The 26,937-nt window shown below is 51.4% G+C and carries 26 protein-coding genes; 6 read left to right on the top strand and 20 right to left on the bottom strand.

Features of this window, described 5'->3' with window-relative positions; genetic code table 11:
* Positions 1–16 precede the first annotated feature (16 nt).
* From J4772_RS27215 to J4772_RS27180, 9 genes are all read right to left on the bottom strand, one after another.
* Positions 17–424, bottom strand: coding sequence for a hypothetical protein (locus J4772_RS27215; RefSeq protein ID WP_209072257.1), 408 nt, complete (start codon positions 422–424; stop codon positions 17–19).
* Between the two features lie 299 nt (positions 425–723).
* Positions 724–1,836 (bottom strand): A/G-specific adenine glycosylase, encoded by a 1,113-nt coding sequence (gene mutY, locus J4772_RS27210; protein WP_209072256.1) that lies wholly within the window; start codon positions 1,834–1,836, stop codon positions 724–726.
* Positions 1,833–2,705, bottom strand: coding sequence for an AraC family transcriptional regulator (locus J4772_RS27205; RefSeq protein WP_209072255.1), 873 nt, complete (start codon positions 2,703–2,705; stop codon positions 1,833–1,835). The genes mutY and J4772_RS27205 overlap by 4 nt, the downstream gene beginning before the upstream one ends.
* 153 nt (positions 2,706–2,858) lie before the next feature.
* Positions 2,859–3,251 carry a holo-ACP synthase gene (gene acpS, locus J4772_RS27200; RefSeq protein WP_209072254.1) on the bottom strand — a complete coding sequence of 131 codons (393 nt, stop codon included), beginning with the start codon at positions 3,249–3,251 and terminating at the stop codon, positions 2,859–2,861.
* Between the two features lie 9 nt (positions 3,252–3,260).
* A complete protein-coding gene (nadE, locus tag J4772_RS27195) occupies positions 3,261–4,070 on the bottom strand; it encodes an NAD(+) synthase (RefSeq protein WP_209072253.1) in 810 nt (269 codons plus the stop codon).
* A gap of 77 nt (positions 4,071–4,147) precedes the next feature.
* Positions 4,148–4,585 carry a BrxA/BrxB family bacilliredoxin gene (locus tag J4772_RS27190; protein ID WP_116063737.1) on the bottom strand — a complete coding sequence of 146 codons (438 nt, stop codon included), beginning with the start codon at positions 4,583–4,585 and terminating at the stop codon, positions 4,148–4,150.
* A gap of 114 nt (positions 4,586–4,699) precedes the next feature.
* On the bottom strand, positions 4,700–5,122 hold the full coding sequence (locus J4772_RS27185) for a DUF3905 domain-containing protein (RefSeq protein ID WP_209072252.1): 423 nt from the start codon (positions 5,120–5,122) through the stop codon (positions 4,700–4,702).
* Between the two features lie 2 nt (positions 5,123–5,124).
* On the bottom strand, positions 5,125–5,250 hold the full coding sequence (locus J4772_RS37370; protein ID WP_256442652.1) for a hypothetical protein: 126 nt from the start codon (positions 5,248–5,250) through the stop codon (positions 5,125–5,127).
* Between the two features lie 66 nt (positions 5,251–5,316).
* On the bottom strand, positions 5,317–6,666 hold the full coding sequence (locus J4772_RS27180) for a sensor histidine kinase (RefSeq protein WP_247740864.1): 1,350 nt from the start codon (positions 6,664–6,666) through the stop codon (positions 5,317–5,319).
* 217 nt (positions 6,667–6,883) lie between these two features.
* Here J4772_RS27180 and J4772_RS27175 point away from each other — a divergent pair, with 217 nt between their 5' ends.
* Positions 6,884–8,137 (top strand): BaiN/RdsA family NAD(P)/FAD-dependent oxidoreductase, encoded by a 1,254-nt coding sequence (locus J4772_RS27175; RefSeq protein WP_209072251.1) that lies wholly within the window; start codon positions 6,884–6,886, stop codon positions 8,135–8,137.
* A gap of 444 nt (positions 8,138–8,581) precedes the next feature.
* Here J4772_RS27175 and J4772_RS27170 read toward each other — a convergent pair whose 3' ends face one another.
* The 5 genes from J4772_RS27170 to xylA all read right to left on the bottom strand — a co-directional run bounded on the left by J4772_RS27170 (position 8,582) and on the right by xylA (position 14,305).
* Positions 8,582–9,019: a hypothetical protein gene (locus J4772_RS27170; protein ID WP_209072250.1), complete on the bottom strand. Its 438-nt coding sequence runs from the start codon at positions 9,017–9,019 to the stop codon at positions 8,582–8,584.
* 118 nt (positions 9,020–9,137) lie between these two features.
* Positions 9,138–10,481, bottom strand: coding sequence for an ABC transporter permease (locus J4772_RS27165; protein ID WP_209072249.1), 1,344 nt, complete (start codon positions 10,479–10,481; stop codon positions 9,138–9,140).
* A complete protein-coding gene (locus J4772_RS27160; protein WP_247740863.1) occupies positions 10,478–11,284 on the bottom strand; it encodes an ABC transporter ATP-binding protein in 807 nt (268 codons plus the stop codon). The genes J4772_RS27165 and J4772_RS27160 overlap by 4 nt, the downstream gene beginning before the upstream one ends.
* A 184-nt stretch (positions 11,285–11,468) precedes the next feature.
* The gene (gene xylB / locus J4772_RS27155; RefSeq protein WP_209072248.1) at positions 11,469–12,965 is read right to left on the bottom strand and encodes a xylulokinase; all 1,497 of its coding nucleotides are present in this window, start codon (positions 12,963–12,965) and stop codon (positions 11,469–11,471) included.
* 26 nt (positions 12,966–12,991) lie between these two features.
* Positions 12,992–14,305 carry a xylose isomerase gene (gene xylA, locus J4772_RS27150; RefSeq protein ID WP_209072247.1) on the bottom strand — a complete coding sequence of 438 codons (1,314 nt, stop codon included), beginning with the start codon at positions 14,303–14,305 and terminating at the stop codon, positions 12,992–12,994.
* Between the two features lie 208 nt (positions 14,306–14,513).
* On the opposite strand from xylA, the gene J4772_RS27145 reads away from it, so the two are divergent.
* The 4 genes from J4772_RS27145 (at position 14,514) to J4772_RS27130 (ending at position 20,808) form a co-directional block, all read left to right on the top strand.
* Positions 14,514–15,674 (top strand): ROK family transcriptional regulator, encoded by a 1,161-nt coding sequence (locus tag J4772_RS27145; RefSeq protein WP_209072246.1) that lies wholly within the window; start codon positions 14,514–14,516, stop codon positions 15,672–15,674.
* A 348-nt stretch (positions 15,675–16,022) separates the two neighbouring features.
* The gene (locus J4772_RS27140; protein WP_116063751.1) at positions 16,023–16,343 is read left to right on the top strand and encodes an ArsR/SmtB family transcription factor; all 321 of its coding nucleotides are present in this window, start codon (positions 16,023–16,025) and stop codon (positions 16,341–16,343) included.
* A 313-nt stretch (positions 16,344–16,656) separates the two neighbouring features.
* Entirely contained in the window at positions 16,657–17,244 is a 588-nt protein-coding gene (locus tag J4772_RS27135) for a YjgB family protein (protein ID WP_209072245.1), read from the top strand.
* A 207-nt stretch (positions 17,245–17,451) separates the two neighbouring features.
* Positions 17,452–20,808 carry a DEAD/DEAH box helicase gene (locus tag J4772_RS27130; protein ID WP_209072244.1) on the top strand — a complete coding sequence of 1,119 codons (3,357 nt, stop codon included), beginning with the start codon at positions 17,452–17,454 and terminating at the stop codon, positions 20,806–20,808.
* Positions 20,809–21,045: 237 nt separating this feature from the next.
* Here J4772_RS27130 and J4772_RS27125 read toward each other — a convergent pair whose 3' ends face one another.
* Positions 21,046–21,621, bottom strand: coding sequence for a GNAT family N-acetyltransferase (locus J4772_RS27125; protein WP_209072243.1), 576 nt, complete (start codon positions 21,619–21,621; stop codon positions 21,046–21,048).
* A 702-nt stretch (positions 21,622–22,323) separates the two neighbouring features.
* On the opposite strand from J4772_RS27125, the gene J4772_RS37670 reads away from it, so the two are divergent.
* Positions 22,324–22,500 carry a transposase gene (locus tag J4772_RS37670; RefSeq protein ID WP_209072242.1) on the top strand — a complete coding sequence of 59 codons (177 nt, stop codon included), beginning with the start codon at positions 22,324–22,326 and terminating at the stop codon, positions 22,498–22,500.
* Positions 22,501–22,671: 171 nt separating this feature from the next.
* Here J4772_RS37670 and J4772_RS27115 read toward each other — a convergent pair whose 3' ends face one another.
* The 5 genes from J4772_RS27115 to J4772_RS27095 form a co-directional block, all read right to left on the bottom strand.
* A complete protein-coding gene (locus tag J4772_RS27115) occupies positions 22,672–23,952 on the bottom strand; it encodes a tetratricopeptide repeat-containing glycosyltransferase family 2 protein (RefSeq protein ID WP_209072241.1) in 1,281 nt (426 codons plus the stop codon).
* A 9-nt stretch (positions 23,953–23,961) separates the two neighbouring features.
* Positions 23,962–25,065, bottom strand: coding sequence for an aminopeptidase (locus tag J4772_RS27110; RefSeq protein WP_209072240.1), 1,104 nt, complete (start codon positions 25,063–25,065; stop codon positions 23,962–23,964).
* A gap of 14 nt (positions 25,066–25,079) precedes the next feature.
* Entirely contained in the window at positions 25,080–25,841 is a 762-nt protein-coding gene (locus J4772_RS27105) for a HesA/MoeB/ThiF family protein (RefSeq protein ID WP_209072239.1), read from the bottom strand.
* 71 nt (positions 25,842–25,912) lie between these two features.
* Complete coding sequence (locus tag J4772_RS27100; RefSeq protein WP_209072238.1) at positions 25,913–26,080, bottom strand: hypothetical protein; 168 nt, start codon at positions 26,078–26,080, stop codon at positions 25,913–25,915.
* Positions 26,081–26,149: 69 nt separating this feature from the next.
* The gene (locus J4772_RS27095) at positions 26,150–26,857 is read right to left on the bottom strand and encodes an ABC transporter permease (protein ID WP_209072237.1); all 708 of its coding nucleotides are present in this window, start codon (positions 26,855–26,857) and stop codon (positions 26,150–26,152) included.
* Positions 26,858–26,937 lie beyond the last annotated feature (80 nt).

Here is a 26,937-nt window from a genome sequence, read left to right as displayed (position 1 = left end):
ACGGCCGCGCGTTGCGTCAGCCCTTCGCCTCTTCGGGCAGTCGAATTATACAATCCAGCACATTCATCAGCTCTCCGCGTGAATGGTGGAGAAAACCCATCAGAGAATCCTGAAGCTTGTCCGTTTGAAGCGTCGCATTCAGCCAAATTTGGCGATTCAGAATGACAATGGACAGCTCGTACTCCGAGGGATATCTTTTAATTTCCTCGTAGATCGTCGTCCCCAGATAAGTCTCGGGCAAGATCAGCGAATACATGAGCGCCGGATGATCGGTATTCATGTCTCTAATTTGAAATTGCTCCGGCAAAGGATAGTTCCGCTTATGCCAACGATAACCGAACGGTATGTCCTCTCCCTCCCATACCGGCTCGAAGATTGCGCTCGTCTCCAGGAAAAGCTGCCTGTAGAACTCAATTAGCTTCACTACGCGCCCCCTCATTCCTTGTTGTCGGCGTTCCTGCTGTCAGCCGTTTGCATACGTCTGACATCTTCCTCTACTGTAAGCGGGAATTATTAGATCTTGTGCTTAACGAATATGAGACAGGTATGTTTTTCGCTAACTGAATGGATCAGTTGTTAAGAAAATGTTTGGCTTTGCAAGTACTCTACGGACGCAAAAAAGAAGACTGCCTCCACGATCGGGTCGATCCGAATGTCGGATCGGCTCCCCGCATGAGAGACAGCCTTCAAACTGCGCCAGGCCTCTGTTATCCGGCCAAGCTATTACCGCTGAACTTGAAGAAAATATTCCGTTAACAATTTGCGAAACACGTTCGGCCAAGCATAGTCCTCGAACTGTTCCGGTCCGATCCACCGATAGCCGCTGCTGCCCTCCACGAAGCGCTCCTCGAGCGCGGAGGCGCGCAGCACCTTGATTCGCCATACAAGGTGCGTGAAGATGTGCTGCGCCTCGCCGACGACCTCGGTCGCGGCTTTCACGCGGACGCCGTCCTCCGCGAGCGCTGCCTCCAGCGATCCCGCTCCTTCCTCAAGGCGGGCCCACGCGTCCTCGTCCTGCACCTCAATATGGGGAAGCTCCCACATTTGCGCCAGCAGCCCCGTCTCCGGCCGTTGCCGGACGAGCACTTTCCCGGCGAACGCTCCGGTTCCTTCGATCAGAGCGGCCACACGGTATACCGGTCTGGCCTTCTTGGCCTTCGTCTTCACCGGAAGCTCCCGCTCCTTGCCCTGCAGCCTGCCTTCACATCTCTCCCCTACCGGACAAACCGGACATGATGGAGATTTGGGCGTACACACCATCGCGCCAAGCTCCATAAGCGCCTGATTGAAATCGGCTGCCTGCCCTTCCGGAATGAGCGATTGGGCTAAACCCTCCATGGAAACCCGAGTCGCCGGACGGGCGATATCGTCCTCAAGGCAGAAATACCGGGACAGCACTCGCATCACGTTGCCGTCTACGGCCGGCTCAGGCTGATCGTACGCGATGCTGAGAATCGCCCCGGTCGTATAGGGCCCCACTCCCTTAAGCGTCGACACTTCCGCTTTAACGCGCGGCACCGCGCCCTCGTACCGCTCGACCACCTCTCGCGCAGCCGACTGCAGATTGCGCGCCCGGGAGTAATAGCCCAGTCCTTCCCAATGCTTCAGCACATCCTCCTCCGGCGCCTCCGCCAAATGCCGAAGCGTCGGAAAGCGGCCCATAAATCGGTTGAAATACGGAATAACCGTATCTACGCGCGTCTGCTGAAGCATAATTTCGGATACCCAGATATGATAAGGATCCCGACTTCTCCGCCAGGGCAGATCGCGCCGTTCCTTGCGATACCACCGCAGCAGATTTTCGCCGAAATACGATTTGTTGCTCTCGCTCGTCAAAGCTTTTCTTCCTCCTCGCGCTCCTTCCCGGACGATGCAGCGATGAATGCCGCCTGCTTGCGAAAGCGGCTGGGGGTCAACCCGGTATGCGCCTTAAACATTCTCGAGAAGTAATAGATTTGCATGCCGACTTGCCCGGCAACGAAAGAAACGTTGCTGTCGGGCTTCAGGAGCAGACTCTTGGCGATCTCCATTCTCCGAAGATTGACGTACTGAATCGGAGAATAGCCTAGAATCCCTTTGAAAAACACAATAAAGTAGTTCGGATGCAAGAACACTTGCTTGGCCATATTTTCGACCGTAATATTATCCGCGAGATGCTCGTCGATGTACTTCAACACCTGGTCGATCTTCTGCAGATCGTCCGTCGGCGTCGCATTGTCGATCAGCGACAGACTATCCAAATAATAGCTGATTAACTCCAGCATCGCGGCCTTCGTTCTGAGCTTGGTAGTTAAACCGTTGCGCGCCAGCTCTTCGAACAAGCGAACGAAGATTGCCGACACCGCGTCCTCGTTCTCCGCCTGAATATGAAACGGAATCTGCAGCATCTTGTACAAATCCCGATCCTCGTAGCTCCCCCGAAAATGGCACCATTGCACCGTTGCCGTCTCGTCCTTCTCCAGCACAATGCGATGCGGCATCCCCGCAAGTAAAATAAAGAGCGTCCCTTTAGCAAAAGGAATCTCCTTGTTTTGAGCGAACAGTTTACCTTCTCCCGACTTCACGAACAAAAATCGGTGACAATCGTATACCGTATCCTTGTCCTTCACCGTAGAAGCGTCCAGCACCGTCTCCGCAGCCGCAGCTACCTCAAGATGCATCTGCTCGAAATGCTTCATCATAATCGTGACATAATTCGTTCTCATCTTCGATGCCCCATTGTCCGGATAAAATGATATTTCATCCCATTAACATTCTTCCATTATACGTCACGAAAAGCGAAGCGTAAATTACCATATCGTAATCATCAACCCAATAAATAACAGTCCGACAGAAAAAAGCTGCCGGACTGTTGTCGCTTATAGCTTTTCGATTAGGGCGGTAGCGGCCGCGACGGAGCGCTCGTGCGTAATCGCGATATGCAGCCGGTAATTCGGGCGATCCCAGCCGAGACGAACTACAGCGGCGGACGACAGCTTGCACACGGGCTTTCCCAGTTCGTCGGCGATAATCTCGATATCTTGGAAGCCCGCCGTGGCTCCTATTCCGCAGCCCAGCGCCTTCACAACCGCCTCCTTGGCGGCAAACCGGCCGCTGGCGTATTCCAACGCCCTCCGAGGCGGCAGCTTTCCCCATACCTCTCGTTCCGCCGGCGTCAGCACCCTGTCAATAAACCTGGCCCCGCTTCGCCCTGCGAGAATTTTCGCCATCCGCTCCGTCTCAACGATATCCAACCCGATTCCGACGATCATTCTGTGCGGTCAGATTCCCGGAATCGGCTGGCGCTTATGCTGCGTGCTCTTATAGCGCTTCTCGAGATTCTCTCTTGCTTGCGGAGCGATGTCCTTGCCTTCCAGATAGGAGCTGTTGTCCTCGTAAGTTACGCCCAGCTCATCTTCGTCGGTCTGTCCCGGCCAGAGGCCAGCGGTCGGAGCTTTGTCGATGATACTGGCCGGCACGCCGAGACGGCGGGCCAACTCCTTAATTTGACGCTTGTTAAGCGTACTGAGCGGGGTAATATCGACAGCGCCGTCTCCCCATTTGGTGTAAAAGCCCGTCAGCGCCTCGGAGGCATGGTCCGTTCCTACGACCAGCAGATTCAGATCGAAGGCGAGCGCGTACTGCACGACCATTCTCGTGCGGGCTTTGACGTTGCCTTTGCCGCCTCGGCTAATATGGCGGTGAATTTGCAGAGACTTGAATGCCTGCTCGGTTTCCAGAGCGATCTCGTCAACCGCATCCTCAATGTTCGTCTCTACTTTGTGCGTCAGCTTAAACGCTTCGGCCACCTCGTAGCTATGGTGAATGTCCTCTTGCTCTCCGTAAGGCTGGAATACGCCGAGCGTGATGTACTCCTTGCCCGTCTTCTGCGACAGCTCGTCCGTGGCGAGCTTGCACAGTCCCGCGGCCACCGCGCTGTCCAACCCGCCGCTGATCGCGATCAGCAGTCCCGTCGCGCCCGCTTGCACGACATAGTCCTTCAAAAACTTGACTCTCCGTCCGATCTCTTCGTCGACGTCGATCGTCGGTTTCACGCCAAGCGTCTCGATAATTTCTTGCTGAAGCGTCATCCTGATTTCTCCTCCTTAACCGCAAAAAATAACCCGGCGGCTCGGGCGCGAGCGGCCTCTGCCTCCGGGAACGTTGTTTACTGCTTGCAGTAACGGTCGAAAGCGTCGGTCAAATCGGCCGCGATCTCTTCCGCGCTGCGATTCTCGATCTGATGCCGCTCAATGAAATGAACGAGCTCTCCGTCTTTCATCAATGCGATGGAAGGGGACGACGGCGGATAAGGCAGGAAGTATTCGCGCGCTTTAGCCGTCGCTTCCTTATCCTGTCCTGCGAACACCGTAAACAGATGATCGGGCACCACATCGTGCTTCAGCGCTTCGGCAACGCCTGGACGGCATTGTCCCGCCGCGCAGCCGCATACGGAGTTTACGACGACGAGCGCCGTTCCGGCAGCTCCGGGAAGGTTCTCTTCCACTTCCTCCGGGGTTCTCAGCTCTTGAATGCCGACCCGCGTCAAATCGTCGCGCATCGGTTGAATCATATCCAGCATATATCTTTCGAATGACATCGACATTCTAATGCGCCTCTCTTTCCGAACGAGAAATTGGCGGCATGCATATTCCGCTAAATTTCATTATACCGTGCTGCCGCAAGCTCCGTCAAAGCTATTGAGGCTATCGTACCCGGTTTAAGGCTCGTCCAGCACCTCCGGAACGGAGGGATGGCTTGTATCCTCGTCCCCGTCGATGGCCGGTGCGGTTGAATGCATCGGATGCGCGAACGGACGGGAAGAGGCCACTCCCCGTTCGAACAAGTCGCGATTCTCGCTCGTCAGAAAGCCGATATCTTTATAAGGATGCACCCACGTCTCCCCCGCCATGACGGAAGGGTCGGTCTCCTCGCTCCATCGTTCCAGCGGAGAGTTCGCGGATTCGTAGTCGTGATCTCCGATAACAACGCCGTATTCATTCACGAATGGCTCGCGCGGTCCCCGGCCTTCGCGGAATTCCGGCCGAAACTCGATCTCGAACGGATCCAATTCCGGATCGTCCGGCCCATGAACGGGAATCGCGTCGGCGTAGGGCCTGCTCTTTCTCCCGTTGCCGCCCATCGTCAGGTCGAGGGACGGTTAGGCCCGTCCAGTTTTTTGTCGAATGCGGGGGATAACGGCGAAGTTTTGCTCTTGCCGCGTTGTTCGGCCGACCGTCCGGACTTCGAAGGACCTTCGTTTCTGGGCATGATAACAGCCTCCTTGTCTAGTCGTTGCCCCCGTAGTGTAACCGAAACTGGAACGCTTATCCGCGATTAGCCCGCCTGTTCCGCAGCCTGTCGGCTGTCTCTTGACGCGCTCTGCTTGCTGAACGAGACGATAAAGGTCGTTCCCTGACCGACTGTCGATTCTACCTGGATTTTGCCGTCGTGACGCTCCACGATGCTCATACATAAAACCAAACCTAAACCGGTGCCGTTCGTCTTCGTCGTATAGAAGGGCTCGAATAGCAGCTTCAGCTTCTCCGCCGGAATGCCGACGCCGGTGTCGCTGACGCGCAGCTGCACCGAATCCGGCAAATTCGTCGTCTCAATTTTGAGCGCGCCTTTATCGTTCATCGCTTCCATGCCGTTGCGCGACAAATTCAGCACGAGCTGCTTGATCTCCTTGCTGTTCATTAAAATCGGTTCCAGACTTGCGTCCGTATGCAGATCGATAATCTGCCCCCTCATATTGGCGTCCGCCCAGATCAGAGGCAGCAAATCGCTCAGCAGGTCGTTCAGGTTGAACAGCTCTTTCTCGGCGGTACGATTCTGGGCCAACGACAGAAAATCGTTAATGATCAAATTCGTCCGGTCCAGCTCTTCCAGCACGATGTGAAAATACGTTTTCTGCTCCGCAGGGCTGCGCTCGTTAAGCAGCTGTATAAATCCGCGAATAACTGCAAGCGGGTTGCGAATCTCGTGCGTAATGCTCGCGGCCATCTGCCCGACCAGACTCAGCCTCTCCATTCTGTCGACCTCGTCCTTGAGCCCGTGAATCTCCCTGTCGTATCTTAGAGACATATCCCGAAGCTGCAGCTTCAGTTGAAATCTCTCAATAGTCAGCTCAATATAGTGCACGCACAGCAGCGTCGCGACAATGAAAGCGGATACGAAAATAAGCGGGGCGCCCGTTACTGCGGAGAGCTTGTCGGACATACTTCCCTGTGCGCTTGCGAAATACGACCCTGCCTGAAGCAGCGCAAGAAATAAGCAGGAATAGAGCGCAAACCGCAGCTTCCCCTTGCGCGAACGGGAGCCGTAGTCGAATTTTTTCGTAAAAAGCATTGTACCGTAAACCGCCAGGAAGCCGATCAAAACAAAATATTCCCACTGAAAGGCAATCTCTCCAAGCCGCTTAGCCGCATACACAACGAGCAGCCCCAGACCGATCGGGATACCGCCGTATATCGAGCCTATCAATAACGGAACATGACGCAGGTCCAAAGAAACTCCATATGGATTCACTGTCGTAAAACTCATATTTAATAGCATGGCCAATCCGCAGCATAATCCGATGAAAATGTGCGAATAGCCGGTTCTATCCGGTTTATCGTACCAGACCATGAACATAAACACGGGAAGAAATACAATCAGGATCTGCAGTAGCGCATCTTTCCACATCTAGCGAACCTCCCGCAACTACGGATCGGGATCTAGCGAATTTGTGCCGAATCACTTTGATTAAAGCACATCTCCCCATGAGTTACAATATAAGGCAGTTAGTAATCTTCACTTTTTCCGATATTCTTTATGAGCTTTTTTACATGAACGATCGAATTTTGCGTTCTCGGCATCCGGTGATACACTCTAAATATATCAATTAGTCAGGAGAACGAACATGGACTACGATGTGATCGTCATCGGCGGAGGCTCGGCGGGACTGATGGCCGCAATCGCCGCCAGCAAACGGCGCGCCGCGGTTCTGCTTCTCGACAAAGGAGACAAGCTGGGGCGCAAGCTCGGCATATCCGGCGGAGGCAGATGCAATGTGACGAACAATAAGGACACCGACGAGCTGATCCGCCACATTCCCGGCAATGGACGGTTTCTGTACAGCTCCTTGGCGAATTTCAACAATAAGGATATTATCGCTTTTTTTGAAAATTTGGGCATCCGTTTGAAGGAAGAAGACAACGGTCGAATGTTCCCTGTGACCGACCGCGCCAAAACCGTTGTCGACACGCTTGTCGGACAAGTGCGCAAACAGGGCGTCGACATTCGCGTGAACGCTCCAGTGGACACTGTGATGTACGAAGGCGGTCGCGTTGCGGGCGTTCGGCTGCGTTCGGGAGAAACGCTAAGCTGCAGAGCGGTCATCGTCGCTTCGGGAGGCAAGTCCGTACCGCAGACAGGCTCGACCGGAGACGGTTACGCCTGGGCGGAGAAAGCGGGCCACACGATCACCGAGCTGTTTCCGACGGAAGTGCCGCTAACCTCCAACGAGCCTTTTATTACAAGCAAAGAGCTTCAGGGGCTCAGCCTTAGGGATGTCGCCTTGTCGGTCTGGAGCGCCAAAGGCAAGCGAATCGTCGAGCATCGCGGAGACATGATTTTCACCCATTTCGGGGTTTCCGGGCCGATCGCGCTGCGGTGCAGCCAGTTTGTCGTCAAAGAGCTGAAGGCATCCCGGGCGGGCAACGTCGAAACGGCGATCGATCTGATGCCGGACAAGAGCCCGGACGAAGTGTACGCCGAGACTCTGAAGCTGGCCGAACAGGAGCCGAAGAAAGCGGTCAAGAACGTGCTTAAAGCCTGCCTCCCCGAGAAAATGATCCCGCCGCTGCTGCGTGGAGCCGAGTTGGCGGAGACGACCACCTTCGACAATTTGCCGCGTCAGTCGTGGAGCCGTCTTTGCGGACTGATCAAGCGGTTCCCGATTCGGGTATACGGCACGCTGTCGATCGAGGACGCTTTCGTTACCGGCGGAGGCGTGAGCTTAAAGGAGATCGATCCGAAAACGATGGAATCTAAGCTGATGGAAGGGCTCTACTTCTGCGGCGAAATTCTGGATATTCACGGCTACACGGGCGGCTACAACATTACGGCGGCTTTCTCGACGGGATACACGGCGGGGACGCATGCGGCGCTCTAAGCCGGTAGCGGTGGGCGATCTATGCTTGACTCGAAAAACTTCCAGATAATTCCCAGAAGTTATTCATATAATTATCGAAGACGCTTGAGTAGCATACAATCCCTGATCTTGGTTGATTTATACGAATTTCCCTACAAACGTTCGTCGTTTGAGTCTGAGCCGAGTTGTTTTGTGCGGTTTTTCGTACAATTGTCCGCCGTTTAAGCCTGGTTCGAGCTGCGTTGTACGAATTTTCGACTAACTTCCCTGCGTAGACTCATGTGTGCAAGAAGATCCGTTCGTAAAAGTTTAATATCCAATAAATTGGAAGCGTTATGGATCAAACATAGATGGGCGATGAGCGCTCTAGCACGAGCCATTCGGCTTGCAAGCTCCACTAAAATTCGCAAAGGGGCAGGCGACTCCGGGATCTTCCGGCTTCGCTTGCCCCGTATGCCTTGTCGGTCAGGTCGTCTCGAACCGGTCGTACGATCCGTCGTCGGTCGGATAGGCCGTACCGTCGCCATTTTCCCCGTCTTCCTCTGAGCTCTGCCGAAAGGAATCGGCTTCGTCCAGCGCGTTGGGCGGATAGGAAACCGCTTGGCCTTCCTGATAGGAGTCGACCCAATCCTCGTTTACCGTATGCGCGGGGATCGGAATATCGTCCATCCCATAAGCGAAATCCGTAACGGTGACAGCTTCCGCCGGCGCGTGTTCGAGCAGATGCCCCGAACAGCATTGCACAATTTCCAGCGCAGAAGTCAAATCCTCGTTCTGCACGTGAATGTGCAGCCTTCCGCCTTCATGAAGCTGCGGCTCGTAGCCCAGTTCCTCCAACGTCTCCGCCGCCAGCATGGCTTGAGAATCTCCAGGGAATTGAAACAGCAGCGCGGCATGCTTCATCGCTTTCACCCTCTCCTCGTAATTCTATATAAGTTGACCCTGTGAAGGGGAAGCCCCTTGCATAATATTTCCGAGGGGACGGTTCCGCCCAGCTTCAGTCAACTTATATCCCTTCCGGTTAGTTATCCCGGAATGAGGAGCGTTTATTCTTGATTTCGCGCGAGGCTGCGAATGAGGATAACAAACTGCTCACTGTCCTCGCCCAGAAATAACCTACCGGAAGCAACGCGACAGCCGCAAGCCAGGCGAAGCCCCCGAACGCCAGCCCGATTCGAATGGAGAGCAGAAGCGCCCACAACAGCATGTGGGGCAGCGCCAGCCAAGCTGTCGCTTTGCGGGAAGCCTCCGTCTCGACCTGACGGGACCATTCGAATAGCGAGAGATACGGCTCGGATAACCATTGCCGCCACTGTCGGCGCAGCGTAGCGACGACCAGAAAAGGCAGAACCAGCCACACTGCGACCGCCAGCGGAATCGGAGGCAAGGCCAGCGCCATTGTGCCGACCCCGAGAATATAAACAAGCTGCTTCAGCAGATCCGGACGGCGAACGACCGATTTCATCCAGCTGTCCGCCAGTCGGTCGACATCGACGCTTCGGTGACGCAGTAACGGCTGGGAGCGGGCAAACAGGATCGGCTTGCTTTGCCGCGGAATCGGCTTCTTCTCCATCGTATCCATGAGAACCCAGCTGACGAGCGACGTGTAGCTTGCCGTTTCCACGGCAATTTCGTGCAACAGCGTTCCCAGCTTGCGAAGCCGCAGAAGCAGAAGCGCGAATGCGCCGGCGAGGAACGCCGCCCCGAACAGAAGCGTTAGAAGCGGGTCGAAGGCTGCCCGATCGGCCAACGCGGTCACGCCGAACACAAAGACAGCGCCTGTAGGCAGTATCGCCGCCCATCTACGCCAGCCTTTCCAGTTCAGCGCGATCCGATCGTTTAGCAGCGACCAGCTCAGCCCTGCGGCGGCGTAATAGAGAACGAGGGCGGCCAGCGAAGCCGCGGATAGGCCGAACACAGGCACAAGAACCGGTGACAGCGCTGCTGCCACAACGCCGGTAACAAATAGTCTTGACGCTCCTCCGTAAGCGAAGCCCATCCAAGCAAAGCCCCGCCTCCATCCGGGATGCCGGTGCAGGAACAGACCGTCGCCCGCCTCGGCGAATGTCCGGTATTTCCCCGTAAGTTGAAGCAGCGCGAGCACAAGCAGAATCGGATACAGCGGAAACTCCGCCAGTCCCGGCGGCGGATCGCGCATGAAATCCCTGTACATTCCGACGGAGATAAACGCCCCTGGAAGCACAATGTAGAGACATACCGTCCAGTCTAATACGATTCTCCAGCATTTCCAGACGGTGTGCCAGAACGCGAGCGTCCTTTCGGCGAACAGCGTCCGCGAAGTGAAGCTTCCGAGAGAACGGGAACGGGAAGGCGTAGAATTCGGCTCCGCTTCCTGACGGCTCATGCCTCCACCTCGTCATCCTCGTCACGGGCGGTGAGTCGATGAAAGCAATCGAACAGCCGAGCGTCCGAGCCGAGGCCTGCCTGCCTCGCAATCTCCTCAAGCGTACCTGTGGCAGCCGCTCCTCCGTTATTGACGAGCACGAACCGATCGCACATTCTTTCCGCCGAGTCCAGTACATGCGTCGTCATCAGGATGGCCGCTCCGCGGCTTCTTTCCTCCTCCAAGGCGTCGATCAGCTCCAGAACCGCGCCGGGATCAAGTCCGATGAACGGCTCGTCCACCAGGTACAGATCGGGCTTCATCAGGAAGCCGATGATCAGCATCGTTTTTTGCTGCATGCCTTTGGAGAACTTCACCGGATAATGATGCCGGAACCCGTTCAAACGAAAACGGCGCAGCAGCTTGTCCGCCCGCTCGTTCAGCTCTTCCTCGGATAAGCCGACCGAAGCTGCGGCCAACACGAGATGTTCCCACAGCGTCAGCCTTTCGTATACGATCGGCTGCTCGGGAATGTAGGCAATTTGCGAAGAAACGGCTTCTTCCCGAGCCATCGTCTTCTCCTCGCCCCGCCAATACACCTTCGCTCGCCAGTGAGGCAGTTGGCCGAGCAGTCCCTTCATCAATGTGCTCTTCCCCGCTCCGTTAGGACCGATCAGACCGACTCTTTCGCCGGAGCCGACTTCAAGCACGATATTGCGCACGATCGGATGCCCCGACTCGTAGCCCGCTTCTTCCACTTCCGCCCGCAGCAAAGGAAGGCTGATCTTGTCCCGCTCTTTGTCGTCCGTCTCGTCCGTTGCCACCGGTTTTCCTCCGCTTCGATTCAGTCGTTAAATGTTCATATGTTATAAAATACGGATTTGCAGGCTCTTAGGTTTCCCCGCCTACGGCAAAAGAGCCTTCTCCCGTTTACCGGCCGGGAAATGCGAAGGCTCTTGAAGGAAAGGGAGGCACCCCTTGTCCTAATTTTTATTCTACCCGATTGCGCTAGTTTCGAAAAGCGTAGAGCGCGCGATTGAGGTCCGCCGTCTGAGCGTACACTTGGCGGTAAATTTCAAACAGCTGCCCGTAACGCGCGCTGGCTTCTTCATTCGGACGATACACCCGCGCGTGCTTCACGAATGTCGCTCCGCAAGCGTCAAGCGACGGGAACCAGCCGCAGCCGACCGCGGCCAGCATCGCCGCACCGAGACCGGGTCCTTGCTCGTTCTCCAGCGCAACGACATCGGCTTTGAAAATGTCGGCCTGCATCTGCAGCCAGAGCGGATTTTTGGCCCCGCCGCCGATCGATACGACTTGGTCGACTTGTTTGCCCGCGGCGCGGAACAGCTCGATCGACTCGTTCAAGGAGAACGTAATTCCTTCCATGACCGCCCGGGCGAAATGCGTTCTCGTATGGCTTCCATCCACGCCGACGAAGCTGCCGCGAATTTGCGCATCCGCATGCGGAGTGCGCTCTCCGACGATATACGGCGTGAACAGCAGGCCGTTCGCGCCGGCCGGAATAAGTTCCGCTCCTTGCAGCATCGCATCATAGGTCTCGCCCTTGGCGAACGCATTGCGGAACCAGCTAAGCGAGTAGCCCGCTGCGAGCGTAACGCCCATCGCGTAGAAGGCTCCCGCCTTGCCGTGATTAAAGAAGTGAACCTTGCCCCGATAGTCGGCGGAGGCGTTCTCCTCGTACGTCAAGACGACTCCCGACGTTCCGATGCTGCACAGTGTCAGGCCGGGCGACAGAATGCCCGCTCCGATCGCTCCGCAGGCATTGTCGGCGCCCCCCGCGAATACTTTTGTCTGCTGCCGGAGTCCGGTCGCCAACGCCGCTTCCGCAGTCAACTCGCCGACATAAGCTCCCGCCTCGACGAGCGGCGGGCAGAAGCCGGAAGGGAGCGCGAACGCATCCAGCACATCCGCGCTCCACTCGCGGCCCGCGACGTCGAGCATTAGCGTTCCCGCTGCGTCCGACAAGTCCATATGCTTCTCTCCGGTAAGGCGAAGCCGGACATAGTCCTTCGGCAGCACGAAGCTTTCGGCCCTCGCAAAGCTGTCCGGCTCATGCTGCTTCACCCACAGAATCTTCGGAAGCGTGAATCCTTCCAGCGCAGGATTGCGGGTGACGGACAGCAGCTTGTCGCCAAGCGTCCGCTCGATCTCGCGACATTGCTCTGTCGTCCGAGTATCGTTCCACAGAATCGCTCTGCGCACGGGTTTGCTTTGCGCATCGAGCAGAACGAGTCCGTGCATCTGTCCGGAAAAGCTGACCCCTTCGACGTCTTCCGGGTTGGCGCCGGAGCTTGCCAGCAGATCGCGCAGCGCGGCGATCGTACCCGCTACCCAATCCTCGGGGTCCTGCTCGCTCCATCCGGCTTTGTCGTGGTACAAAGGATATTCCCGGGTCGCCTCGGCGCGCACGACGCCGTCTTGGCCGACGAGCAGCGTTTTGACCGCGCTCGTCCCCAAGTCTACACCGATGACATATTTCATGGAGTCCGTCTCCTCTATATATTCGCTTATACGCTGAAAATGATATCGTTCAAGGCGGCTTTAAGCTGCTCCAGACGAGCGGATTCATTACGGATCGGCTTCGCCTGCAGCGCATACGCTTCAAGCGACTTCAGTGTCGCTTTGCCAGACACGATGTCGGCGCCGATGCCCTCGCCGAAGCTGCTGTAGCGCTTGGCCACGAGATCGTCGAGCACGCGATCCTCGATCAGCTTTGCCGCCGCCTTCAAGCCGCGGGCATAGGTGTCCATACCGGCAATATGCGCGAAGAACAAGTCCTCATCCTCGAAGGACGAACGGCGAACCTTCGCGTCGAAGTTGACGCCGCCGCGGCCGAGGCCGTCGTTCTTGAGAATTTCATACATGGCCAGCGTCGTGGAGACAAGATCGGTCGGAAATTCGTCGGTATCCCAGCCAAGCAGCAGGTCGCCCTGGTTGGCGTCAATCGAGCCGAGCATGCCGTTGATGCTGGCTACGCGAAGCTCATGCTCGAACGTATGACCGGCCAACGTCGCATGGTTCGCTTCGATGTTTAGCTTGAAGCTGTCCTTCAGGCCGTAGTTTTGCAGGAACGCGATCGCCGTAGCCGCGTCAAAATCGTACTGGTGCTTGGAAGGCTCCTTCGGCTTGGGCTCGATCAGGAACTGGGCGTCGAAGCCGATTTCCTTCGCGTATTCTACCGCCATGTGCAGGAAGCGCGCCAGATTGTCGAGCTCCAGCTTCATATCGGTGTTCAGCAGCGATTCGTAGCCTTCGCGGCCGCCCCAGAACACGTAGTTTTCCGCGCCGAGCTCTTTGCCGACCTCGAGTCCTTTTTTCAACGTTGCTGCCGCATAGGCGAATACCTCGGCGTTGTTCGTCGTGCTTGCGCCGTGAACGTAGCGCGGGTTCGTGAACAGGTTAACCGTGTTCCAGAGCAGCTTCTTGCCCGTCGATTTCTGATAGTCCTTCAGCATGGCGACGATGACGTCAAGGTTTTTGTTCGTCTCCGCCAGCGTCGCCCCTTCCGGAGCAATGTCCACATCGTGAAAAGCGTAGAACGGAACGTTCAGCTTCTCCAGCAGCTCGAAGTTGGCCTCGACCCGAGCCTTCGCCTTATCAAGCGGAGCGAGCGAATCCCAGCTCCGAACCGCCGTGCCGACTCCGAATGGATCGCTTCCGTTAGCGTTGAACGTATGCCAGTAAGCGACGGCGAAGCGCAGATGCTCCTCCATCGTTTTGCCGAGCACGACCTCTTGCGGGTTGTAGTGGCGGAACGCGAACGGATTTTGCGAATCGCGTCCTTCGTACTGGATTTGAGGAACGTTGGGGAATTTGCTCATAACGAATATAGGCCTCCTTGAAACCGATGTCATTTTGGTAATCTGATCTCAGCATAACACCGACAACTTAGTTTGTCTATCCAATAAACTAAGTTTTGAGGTTATTAATTTATGTTATAATGGACTTCAAAATGTGGACCAAGCCATCATGAAGTCATGAGTCACGTCCAAGCCACTCTATCCGAGCCGAAGGAGCTTCTGCGCCGCTATGACGACACCTACGGGCGATCAAGCGCTCATTAAACGAATCAATACAGCCATCGTGCTGGAAAGTATTTTGCGGGGAGCCCCCCTGTCCCGCGCGCAAATCTCGGAGCAAACCGGGCTTAATAAAGCAACCGTGTCCAGCCTGGTGCAGGATCTGATCGACGGCTCGCTCGTGCGGGAGATCGGAACGGGCCAGTCGAGCGGCGGGCGCAAGCCGGTCATGCTCGAATTCGTCGCCGCTTCCGGATATGCTATAGGCATCGATCTGGGCGTCAACTATGTCCGCGGCGCGCTCGTCGATATGCGGGGCGTTATCCTTGCTGAGCAGACTTCCCCTCTTCGCGGTTCGGAGCCGGAAGCGGTATTCGAGCAATTGTGCGGCTGCGTCGAAGCGCTGATCGCCGAAGCGCCGCCCAGCCCTTACGGAATCGTCGGTATCGGAGCGGGCGTTCCCGGCATCGTCGACGAGCACGGAACGATCCTGTTCGCCCCCAACCTGCAATGGCGGGACATTCCGCTGCAGCGCATGCTGACAGAGCGCTTCGGCCTGCCCGTCATCATCGATAACGAGGCCAACGCGGGCGCGCTTGGCGAGCAAAAATACGGTGCCGGACGCAACATCGCCAATCTGGTCTATGTCAGCGTCGGGATCGGAATCGGTACCGGGCTTATTTTGAACAAATCGCTCTATAAAGGCACGACAGGCTTCTCGGGAGAGATGGGGCATCTGTCTATCGAAGCTCACGGTCAAAGCTGCGCCTGCGGCAATCGAGGCTGCTGGGAGCTGTACGCCTCGGAGCGTGCGCTGCTAAAGCAGGCTTCTTCGCTCGGCTTCGACGACTTGGAACAGCTGCTGGCCGCGGCCAGCTCGGGAAGGCAGGACGTCCAAGAGCTCTTCGCCGGCATCGGCGAATATTTGGGCATCGGGATCGCAAACATCGTCAACATCTTCAACCCCGATGCCGTCATTATCGGCAACCGGCTAAGCCAAGCCCGCCCATGGCTAGAGAATTCCTTGCGCCAAACTGTCGTGCAGCGCGCACTCGGCTTCCACTTGCGCAAGGCGCAGTTTCTCTTCGCCGAGCTAGGCGAACGCTCCGCCATGATGGGAGCCGCCGAAATGGCCATCTCCGGCTTCTTTTCCCGCATTAAATCGGCTTAGACAAAAATCATCCTCCACCGCCCGGCTGCGATGGAGGATTGGAGCCAAGCTGCGGAGGCGGCCGACCATTATCTTGTCGCTCGTATGCCCGGACGATTAGATTGTGCTTTGCTTTTACCGACCGTCAGCCCACCTCACGCCCCTCCTCAGATCCGATCCCCTCCTCCCTCGCCATCCACACTGCATACTACTCTTACTTGTCCCGATAGCGCCAAACTGCCCGCATACCGCGCATATAGGCCTCGCAAATCTTTATCTGGTTTATCTTTTATGTTATAAATTAATATATCATTATGCACGAATCTGTTATTTCAACCAGAGTCTAAGCGGACAGAGGGAGTTGGGGAAATGAGCGATCGATTGGGCCAAATGGCGGAGCTGTTGAAGCTGTTGGGGGATCGTACCAGGTTAGCTATTTTGGGGCTGCTGCAGGAAAAAGACTTATGCGTCTCGGACATCGTAGAGTTGCTGGGTACAAGCCAGCCCAACGCGAGCCAGCATCTTCGCAAGCTTCGAACAGCCGGACTCATCAGCGAGGAAAAACGCGGCCAATGGGTTTACTACACATTAAATCTGAGCGATTTCCCCGACTTGCGCATCTTTCTGTCCCAATTGCCCGGACGCAAAGAGCGGCTGCGCTCGCTCGCCAATCTGGCGGAACGGGAATGACCATCTTTCAAAAATGCCTTAACTTCAATAATGGATTCCGCTTCATAATCCCCCTTTCCTTGGTTCAAAATAAAGGAAAGAGAGTGCGGATTCCCCGCTTTGATCCGTTTGCTCTCTTAAGAGCAGCGGACTTTTTGCGTCCCCGCGTCAAAAGCTCCCGAGGTGCGCATGCGTCGTAAATAACCCGATTCGCCCTCCAAAGATATGCTCGATTTTGTAAGCTGCCACTAATAACCTTGCAACTTCATCTTCCGAAAACCCGTCTATTTTATGTACACGTGCTTTTATCCAGACATCAAGGGAGGACATTCGCATGAAGCATTTCAAGAAATCGACGGGCGTCGTGTTCTTATCCGCAGCGGTAGCATTTGGCTTAATCGGAGCTTCAGGTCATCCGCTCGCGTCCCCATCCGTATCCGCAGCAGCTGTCAAGGACGATCAGGCCCAGGCTAAAGCTCAAGCCCTGCAAACCTTGAACAGCTTCTATAAACCGGCTCTTAAGGGTCAATTCCCCGGAGCAATGGCCGGTCTGACCGTCGGCGTCAGTACTCGCCAGGATGTTCAGAAGCAAATCGGCGAACCCGAGCTTCCGGGCAAAGACTCCGACGCTTTCGATGTTTACCATGCAGAAATGGGGCATCCGGGCTACGCCGTAAGCTATAAGCTGAACAAAATACGCGAGCTCCGCTATTTCGGCACGAACGTAGAGCGGCAGACGAATATCGGAGGAATCACCCTGAAAATGCTCGTGCACAATTGGGGCCGTCCCGACGCTACGAAAACGATTAAGAACGGCAAGCTTGTCCAGAAAAAAGTCGTCTATAAACGCGGCGATTACGTATTATCCTTTATTTTCAACAACGATACCGATCTGGATCACATTAATCTGACCGCGAAATAATGGGAGCTGCATGAAGATTTAGCGTAATTCTACCCAGAAAGGGGCTGTCTCATAAGTAAAGAGTCTTCCGAAAGGATGAACCTGCTTATGAGTCGGTCCCTTTTTGCTGCCGTCAAACAAACCGCCACCTTGCCATCATTGTCGTCTAAGGTCTTCGAATCTGGTATCATGGGGACAACAAGACCAGATCAGATCAGGAGTCCGCTTATGAGCTTTCAATTGACGAAAAAAAAGATTAAAACCATGTGCGGCGCCTACTCCTATGAACGGGGAGAGGTCGATTGCCGCGCGGGCAAAGTGACGATCGCCGACTACGATCCTGCCCTCCGCATCTGTACGGCTACAGTTAAAGGCACGCACTCGCGGTTTCGCGTCGATATTCGCGCCGACGACAACGGGGACATTCGCACCGACTGCGAATGTCTTAACCTTAATCTCTCCGCCAGCCAGAGCTGCCGCCATATCGCCGCCACGCTGCTCAGTCTGTACGAGCTTCAGCAATCGGGACAATTAGCCGGGGCCGACAAATCGTCAATAAGCGCAACGCAACCCGTCGCTCGTCCTAATCGCCTAAACCAACCGGGACAGCCGAGTTTCCCAGACAGCACGAGAGCTTCTGGCGCCCCTACGGATGCTGCGTTAACTACCGTTATGCTCGATATGTTCGATACCAAGCCCGTCCGTCCCAGCCGGGCGTCGACGATCTTCGATGCGCGCGAGCCGCTTAGCGTGGAATTTATCGTCAGTCTGTTCCATTACGGATTTCGTAAAAATTTGTTTTCCATAGAGCTGAGAGTCGGCTCCAAGCGAACTTATGTCGTCCCGAAGCTGCGTGAATTCCTAGATCGTATCGCTCTGCGCGAACAGTACGAATGCTCCCGGTATTTTACTTACGACCCTGAGCTGCACTGTTTTCACGAAACGAACGACGCCATCATTCGCCAACTGATCGAGCTCCACCGCAACGAGAAAATGTACCGCGACACTTCTGGAGGTTTTGCCGCTCATACGACCCCTGCCGGCGGAGATCGCACGCTCCTGATTCCTCCGTCCGTGTGGGAGGAGCTTGCTCCCCTGTTGACCCAGGCTTCGTCCGTAAGACTCGAATACGACGGCTTTTCCTATGAAGGCCTCCGCTTCTCCGACATGCCTATGCCCCTGCTGTTCGAGCTTGAACAGGACGGCGGCTTCGCCGGAGCTGAGCCTTCGGGATATCGCCTGAACGTTCAAGGGCTCGACCGGCTTATCGTACTGGAATCGTACGGCCTAGTCCTTACCGACGGCGCACTGCTCAAGCTGAAGCCCGAGCCATGCAGACGGCTCTCCGAGCTTCAGAAAATGCTGGCCAACGCGCGCGATGCCCGCACCATTCGGGTCTCGTCCGAACAAATGGCCCCTTTTATGGAGAAAGTCGTTCCCGGCTTGATGGGACTCGGCAGCGTCAGGCTATCCCAAGCGGTCTCCGAGCAAGTCGTGCAGGCGCCTCTTAAAGCAAAGCTATATTTGGATCGCGTAAGAGACCGGCTGCTGGCCGGACTCGAATTCCATTATGGCGAAATCGTCATCAATCCGCTTGATAACGCCCGGGCCGGACGCGGAATCAACCGAATTCTCATGCGTGAAAGCGACAAGGAAGCCCGTATTCTCGACCTGATGGATCAGGCGAATTTCATGAAAACGGAAAGCGGCTATTTCATGGAGGACGAGGAGGGTCAGTACGATTTTCTGTATCATATCATTCCGCAGCTTGAGCAGCTGTTGAAGGTATACGCGACCACCGCGATAAAAATCAGGCTTCACGTCGGGCATGCTCCGCCGAGAATCCGCGTCGACGTAGACGAACGGACCAACTGGCTGGAATGCAAGTTCGAGCTGGACGGCGTGCCGGTGACGGAGATCCGCAACCTGATCCAATCGCTAAGCGACAAGAGACGATACTACAAGCTTCCTAACGGAGCGCTGATGCCTCTGGAGACACCCGATTACGAGGCGATCAATCGATTTATCGCCGTGATGAAGGTAGACAAGGGCAGTCTGACCGGCTCAGAGTTCCAGCTTCCCGCCGTGCGCGGGCTGCACCTGATCGATGGGGATAACAGAGATCCCGTCTTGAAGCTCGGCAAGTCGCTGCGCAGCCTGCTGGAAAATATGCGCAACCCGGACAGCCTCGATTTCCCTGTTCCGGACTCTCTGAATTCCATTATGCGAGACTATCAGAAATTCGGCTATCAGTGGCTTAGAACGCTGGCTCATTACCGGTTTGGAGGTATTTTGGCGGACGATATGGGCCTGGGCAAAACGCTGCAAAGCATCGCCTATCTCGTATCCGTGCTGCCCGAGATCAGGGACCGGCGACAGCCGGCCGTTATCGTCTGTCCCGCTTCGCTCAGCTACAATTGGCTCAACGAGCTGCGCAAGTTTGCTCCCGAGGTCCGGGCGGTCGTCGGCGACGGCGACAAGATCGAACGAAGCCGTATTTTGGAGCAGCTCTCCCAAGTCGACGTGCTGATCACCTCGTACCCTCTTCTACGCAGGGATGTGGACGCATATGCGGAGCGCTATTTTCACACATTGATTCTCGACGAGGCACAGGCGGTCAAAAACTACGCCACCCAGACGGCCCAATCGGTTAAAGCTTTGCAGGCCCGCTACAGGTTCGCGCTCACCGGAACGCCGATTGAAAATTCGCTCGAGGAGCTGTGGTCGATCTGCGACATCGTATTCCCGGAGCTGTTCCAGGATCGCGAGACGTTCTCGGAGCTTAGCCGCGAAGCTGTCGCCAAGAGGATTCGCCCGTTCCTCCTACGGCGTCTGAAGACGGACGTGCTCGCGGAGCTGCCCGAGAAAATCGAATCGGTGCAACCGTCTGTGCTGCTGCCGGAGCAGAAGAAGCTGTACTTAAGCTATCTGGCGAAATTGCGCAAGGAAACGCTAAAGCACCTCGACGAAGAAGGCTTCGGACGCAGCCGAATCAAGATTCTAGCCGGGCTTACCCGACTTCGCCAGCTGTGCTGCCACCCGGCTCTGTTCGTGGAGGGTTACGAAGGCGGCTCGGCCAAATTCGAACAGTTAATGGAGCTGATTGAAGAGTGCCGGGACGCGGGCAAAAGAATGCTCGTATTCTCGCAATTTACGGAAATGCTGGGCATGGTGGCGCGGGAGCTCGGCTATCAAGGGGTTCCGTTCTTCTATCTCGACGGGCAGACCCCTGCAGCAGAACGCGTTGACTTGTGCAGCAGATTTAACGACGGCGAACGCGAGGTGTTCCTGATCTCGCTGAAGGCGGGAGGAACCGGACTGAACTTGACCGGCGCCGACACCGTCATCCTCTACGACCTCTGGTGGAACCCGGCCGTCGAGCAGCAAGCTGCAGACCGGGCGCATCGGATGGGCCAGAAAAACGTCGTTCAGGTGCTGCGCCTCATCGCCCAAGACACGGTAGAAGAAAAGATGTACGCACTCCAGCAGCGCAAAAAACATCTTATCGACGAAGTCATCCAACCGGGGCAAGAGGCTTTGTCCTCGATTACGGAGGAGGATATTCGGGAGCTGCTGACGATTTGACGGGCAAACAGTATCCGGGATAACCCAAAAGATGAGAACGCAATTGCGCCTCATCTTTTGGGCTATTATTTCCCCCGCATCAACGCTCTGCCAACTCTTGTTTCAACTTAATTAACTCCTGCAACTGCTGCCCGCATTCACGGTCTTGCCCGTCTCTTCATAACGATAGAACCCTTCGCCGCTCTTAGCCCCTAGCCTGCCCTCTGTCGCTCTGACGGATAAACCTTCGCATAACATTCAAAACTTATTTTCCTGAAGATATTCTTCGTCCAGGATTGAGTATAATTTCACATCTTTGTGTCGACTTTGGGCAACAATTGATTTCCTCAGTATTCCTTCATATTTCATACCGACTTTCTCCATTACCCGTGATGAACCGATATTATCAATTTGACATCTTGCTTCAATTCTAACTAATTTCATTTGTTCAAATCCGAACTCAACCATTTTTTTAACAATCTCTGTCATATAGCCCTTATTCCATAAATCTGCAGACAAAGCATATCCCAGTTCCGCTTTTAAATGGATAGTATCCCAGTACACAAATCCTGCAGTACCTACTACTCTTTTAGTTTGGGCATCTTCAATGCCCCATGGAGCAATTTTTCTTTCCCTATATTTATCAATAACCGATTCAACAAACTTCTGAGTATCGCTTTTTGATTGATGCATGTACCATGTGGTGTATTTTGAAACCTCTGAATTTGAGCTATACTCAAAAATGTCATCTACATCATCAATTCTTATCTTCCTTAGAATTGTTCTTTCTGTTTGCAATATGGGTAACTCACCAAATATATCTTCTACCTTCATCAAATCACCCCCAGAAAATATATGAATTATATCATCATTTTATGTAAAAAGAGTATATATGAACTGCAACTAATGAGCTACCAGTGTCAAACTCGCGGCCAAACGGGGTAATAAATAGTATTCTTCAACCTAAGGTGGCGCTGAACATGAACAGCACAAAGCGCAAGTAAGCAAAGATTGAACGATTAAACAAAGCCGTGAGAGAAACACCGGATAAGCGCCTCTACGAAAGATATCTAGCCGTTCTGCTTGATCTGGAAGGACTCTCATTTTCGGGAATCGGACAACTCTTGACTGGGTTCATCAAACGATCAGCATTTATAAACACGTCCCTACTGGACTCATTCTCCCGGTCAACCGCCCAAACTCAACGATCAGCAACGTTATCAGTTGGTGGCTTTGCTGGGTCAGAAACAACCAATTGATGTAAGCGGATTATACCTGGACGCTTCCGCTTGTGTTGGAGTGGATTAAACATGAGTATAATGTTGTGATGAGTGTAGAGGTACTAGCGCGATGCTCAAACGCATGATTTTCAGCTTCACTAAAGCAACTTATACATTGCGAAAGCAGGTCCGGATGCGCAGGCCGTGTTCCGTAAGCATACGTTTGCCAGACTGAAGGCACAGGTGAAATCCTAAGAGATTCAACATCTCCTATCTGAAGATGAATCCATGATTCTGGATAACAGCCGCATTCATCATGCGATTTGGCTTACGGCCTCTTCTGGAAGAAGATCTGCGTCTACAGTTGATTTTTCTACCGCCGTATAGTTTGAATCTAAATGCTGTGAAAGGATTATGGTTATGGCTTAAAGCGGACGCTGTTAATAACGTCTTTTCCGAGAAGTTCTATAAGATAAAACTTCACGTGAGCTAATTCATGAAACTAGTCAATACGCTTCCGCTAGAAACAATCTATCGTTTGCTTGTCAGGTTATAATCTTAATTGCGGTCTATATCGATTGATATTAATAGATAGTATTTTAATATTTTTATTACGTAGAGACAGTTAATTCGAATTTATTACTTATATGTAGCTTAGAACATACTATTTAGTAAAAATTGAAAATTCACTATATGATGTATTCGGCTCACCATGTATGAAATCTATTGAATGATTTGAACTATTCAATATCAGTTCAATTCTTTTTCTTGCTTTTTTCTCTAGATCAACATGCCCCAGAAATTGTAAACAATCAACAATATGGTACCAAACACCTTTGTAATTGGTAAATAAATCCTCCTGCATTGAATATACGCTCTCGTTACTTGGAGAGGAATAGATTCTTGAATCACTTAAATATGGACTGATAAGTAAAACTTCTCGATATAATAACAATGCTTCTTCGTATCGGCCAAGGGATTCATTGCATATTGCAAGATTACAAAGTATTGCTGGATCTCTTCCAATCTGATTTAATGCATAATTTAACAATTCTATGGCTGCTTCAAAATTACTATTTTTATATTGGATATTTGCTAGTGCAGCGGCTGCCTTAAAAGTATATGATCGTCCATCTGACATTATTTTTTCAAGATCAGCCTGAGCATCAATAACATTATGTTTTTTTAAATTGAATAGTGCACGGAATAACAATGGTAACCCACTCGGATTACCACCGTCCTTTATTAAAGCATTAATTGCACGATCTGATGTTTCAATTGCAGTATTTACACCAAAGACAGCAAAATGTTCGAGTGCAAGGAATGCATATATATGTGCATCAAATGGACGTTCCTGTATTTCCTTTTCTAATAGATCTATATAGTGATAATGTTTACTTATTAATTGCTCCTTCGTCTTCCATATTTCAAAGTGATGAATTTGAACATCAGTTATCCAAGGTAAACGTCTTCCAAATGGTTCCTGCCAATCAGTGATAGCTTCCCCAACGCTCTCATGAATATTCTTACAATAACGAATAGATTCAATCCTTTTAAAGAACTTAATTCCCCATGTCAAGGACCAACGTCCATTTCCTGTATAATGTGTTCTAGATATAAAAAAACCATCATCAAAAGGTGCAGTTCGAGCAATCCTTCTAAGCTTTAGCATATCCTCAGGTAATATAATCTCGTCTGCATCAAGTGATAGAATCCAATCTCCTCTTGCATTATTTATTGCAAGGTTCCTTGCTTCCGAAAATCCAGGGAACTCGTCTAGAGTGATCAATCGATCAGTAAATTTCCTTGATACTTCAATTGTATTATCTGTAGAGCCCGTATCAACAATAACAATTTCTTCAACAAAAGGTCTTAATGTTTGAAGCATCGATGGCAGAAAAAATTGCTCATTTTTTACAATCATGCACAGACTAATTAGCATCATCTTTACTCCTTAGTTGTTTAGAGTAGTTAAATACCCTGGAACAAATTTTCCATCTTTAATGATAAGTTCATCGTCAAACCATATTTCCCCCCCATTATGTGACGGATCAAGCATATAAACCAAGTCCCAGTGAATCGCTGATCGGTTTCCATTAAATGCATTTGAATAAGAATTCCCTAATGCTAAATGAAAACTACCTAAAATTTTTTCGTCAAACATGGTATCGTTTATTGGTTTTTTTATATTAGGATTACAACCAAGTCCAAATTCACCCACATATCTAGCACCAACATCAATATCTAATATTTTCTCCAATAGTTCTGGTTTATTTGAATTTGACTCAACTATGCGGCCTTCTTTAAATCTTAAAGAGATTTGTTGAAAATTATGGCCTTGATAAGTTGAAGACGTATTAAAAAGTATCGTTCCTTCTATAGATTCTTTGATTGGAGCTGTGTAAACTTCTCCATCTGGTATATTATTTTTACCAGCACAAAGTATTACCGGGATATTCGTCAATTGAAAATGAAGATCAACGTTTGAACTTTTTATAGTGACATGTTTTGCATTCTCTAACCGCATTTTTAATGGTTCCATTGCCACTGATAACTTTTCATAGTCCATACACGTTAAATCGTAGTACATATCAATTAATTCTTGAGTGTTCATTCCAGCATGCTGTGCCATTGCAGGAGTAGGGTATCTTAAACTAACCCATCTGATATGTGGAATTCTGAATTTATAATGAACTGGACTCATATAGTTATTTTGATATAACAACAATTTTTCATTAGATAATGAGGACCATTCATATAGATTATTCGATGCTCTAATTGATATGTATGCATCCATCCCTTTTAAACGGTAAATCTCGGAATCCGCAATTTTTGTTATTTGATTAATGTTAGCTTGATGAAGAAGACACCCCATTAATTCTGAACTTTTTACAGAGAAGTATGGCTCCGCTCCTAATTCGTAAGCTTTATTTATCAAGATCATTCCTAATTCTGTTGTTGGTCCTAACATCTCTATAAATACTTTTTCTTTCGGTTTAATTTTCAATGAGTATGATAGAATTATTTCAGCCAGTTTTGTTAGCCTCTGATCGGGCATACTATCCACCTACATCAATTGTTATAGTGAATGGAACAAACGGGACAATCCTCACGCCTCGATTGCTGCTCAACAGTAAACTCGCCACTCAATAGTAGCGAACTAAAGCAAAGCCGTTTGTTTGTTAACATTCTATCTTGATATCCTAGGAACCATTTAAAAACTTCAGCTGCCCCTATGCTTCCAGCTAACGAAGTTGACAGTACATTTACGGGTACTGCACCAGTATGTTCAGGCCTTGTATGGTCTTCAGGAAAAAAACATGCAAAACAAGCTGACTTTTCTTTGGGAACTACAGAAAAAGCATAGCCATATGAAAATTGAGCTGATGCATGTGTAAATGGTTTTTTATGTTGTAGGCAGTACTCGTTTACAAGATTTCTTCCTGCCGGAGATTCCCCACCTTCGACAATAAAGTCCCAATCTTTTAATAAATTATCTATATTATTTTCAGAGATTTTCTCTTCAATTAGTTCTATATTAATATCTGGATTTAGACGTGTAAGAGTTGTTAATGCTGCTTGCCCTTTTGTTCTACCGATATCATCTGTCCTATAAAGAACTTGTCTATTTAAATTTGAAAGTTCTATAGTATCAAATTCAATAATACGAATGTTCCCAATGCCACCTGCTACGAGTGCCATCAAGAATGTAGATTTTACACCACCGGCACCTATAACAGCTACTTTTGCTTCTTTTAGCTTTTCTTGTCTTTCTTTTCCCCATTCAGGCATTTGTTCTTGTCGATTATAACGAGTATCTTCAAAGTTAAACATATAAATTCACCTTCTCTTTAGAATGATAAAACAAGCAGAGCGGTAATACCGCCCTGCATGTTTCAAATAACCTACCCATCGCAAGATGCAAAACCAGATACTACATTGCCAGCAACCGAGATCTTTTCCTTTACGTTCGCTAATTGCGGATACTTGTTAAGAAGCTCTTCGAACGAGTTTGCTTGAACGTTCGAATGTCCAACAATACCCTCTGGCAAACCACGGAGCACAAAGCTCATTTTCATCACCTCCTTCCCTAATCTAACTATGTCAGCATCGAACTAATTGATAAACCCTTTACGTTAACCTCAATTGCCAGTGCTTTCGTATTTTTTAATCCCTCTTTTAAATATAAATAATGATGCTATTACACAATATATAGAAATAACAGGACATAAAATCCATAATGAGCTCCATTGATCAATATCAAAAATAAATGATGCCGGTATAAATCCAACGAATGCATAAGGTATTAATATAAGCAAACCAAATTGCAAAATATTGTGGTAAATAGTTATAGGGTACTTACCGAACTCATGAATACTATTGATTGAAACCGGCAGTGCTATACCAGCATTTGTAAACCAAAAAGTAAGTGAATTAGCAGCTAAATTGATAGCTACAGGTATAAAACATGCAGAGAATATAATAATTATACTTCCTATAATTTTTAAGAATCCCCATTCAACATTTGTGTTTGTTATTGAATACAGTATCATTGACATACCTAAAAGGATGTTTCCTATGCCGTTCGTACCCATCTTTGAGCTCAACACTTGAATAACAGGTGAAATCGGTTTTAGTAGATATTTATCAAAAGAACCTGAGTTTATTTGATAAGGCAATAGCCATACTCCCTCGAAAAAGAATGAAGCTATTCCCTCGGTAAAAACGACCATGCCATAAACAAAAATGATTTGCTCATGAGTCCAACCATTAATGTGTGGTATTTTATTAAACAACAGATTGAGAAAAATCAGTCCCAATGCACTTGTAAAAATAGACGAGATTAGCATTATGAATAAATCTGCTTTATACTCTAAACTGATTTTGAAACTTATTAAAAATAATCGAAGATATATAAGCATTTTGTAAT

Source organism: Cohnella sp. LGH (genome assembly GCF_017671885.1).
Taxonomy (GTDB): domain Bacteria; phylum Bacillota; class Bacilli; order Paenibacillales; family Paenibacillaceae; genus Cohnella; species Cohnella phaseoli.
This window is presented reverse-complemented; position numbering and strand designations above follow the sequence as displayed.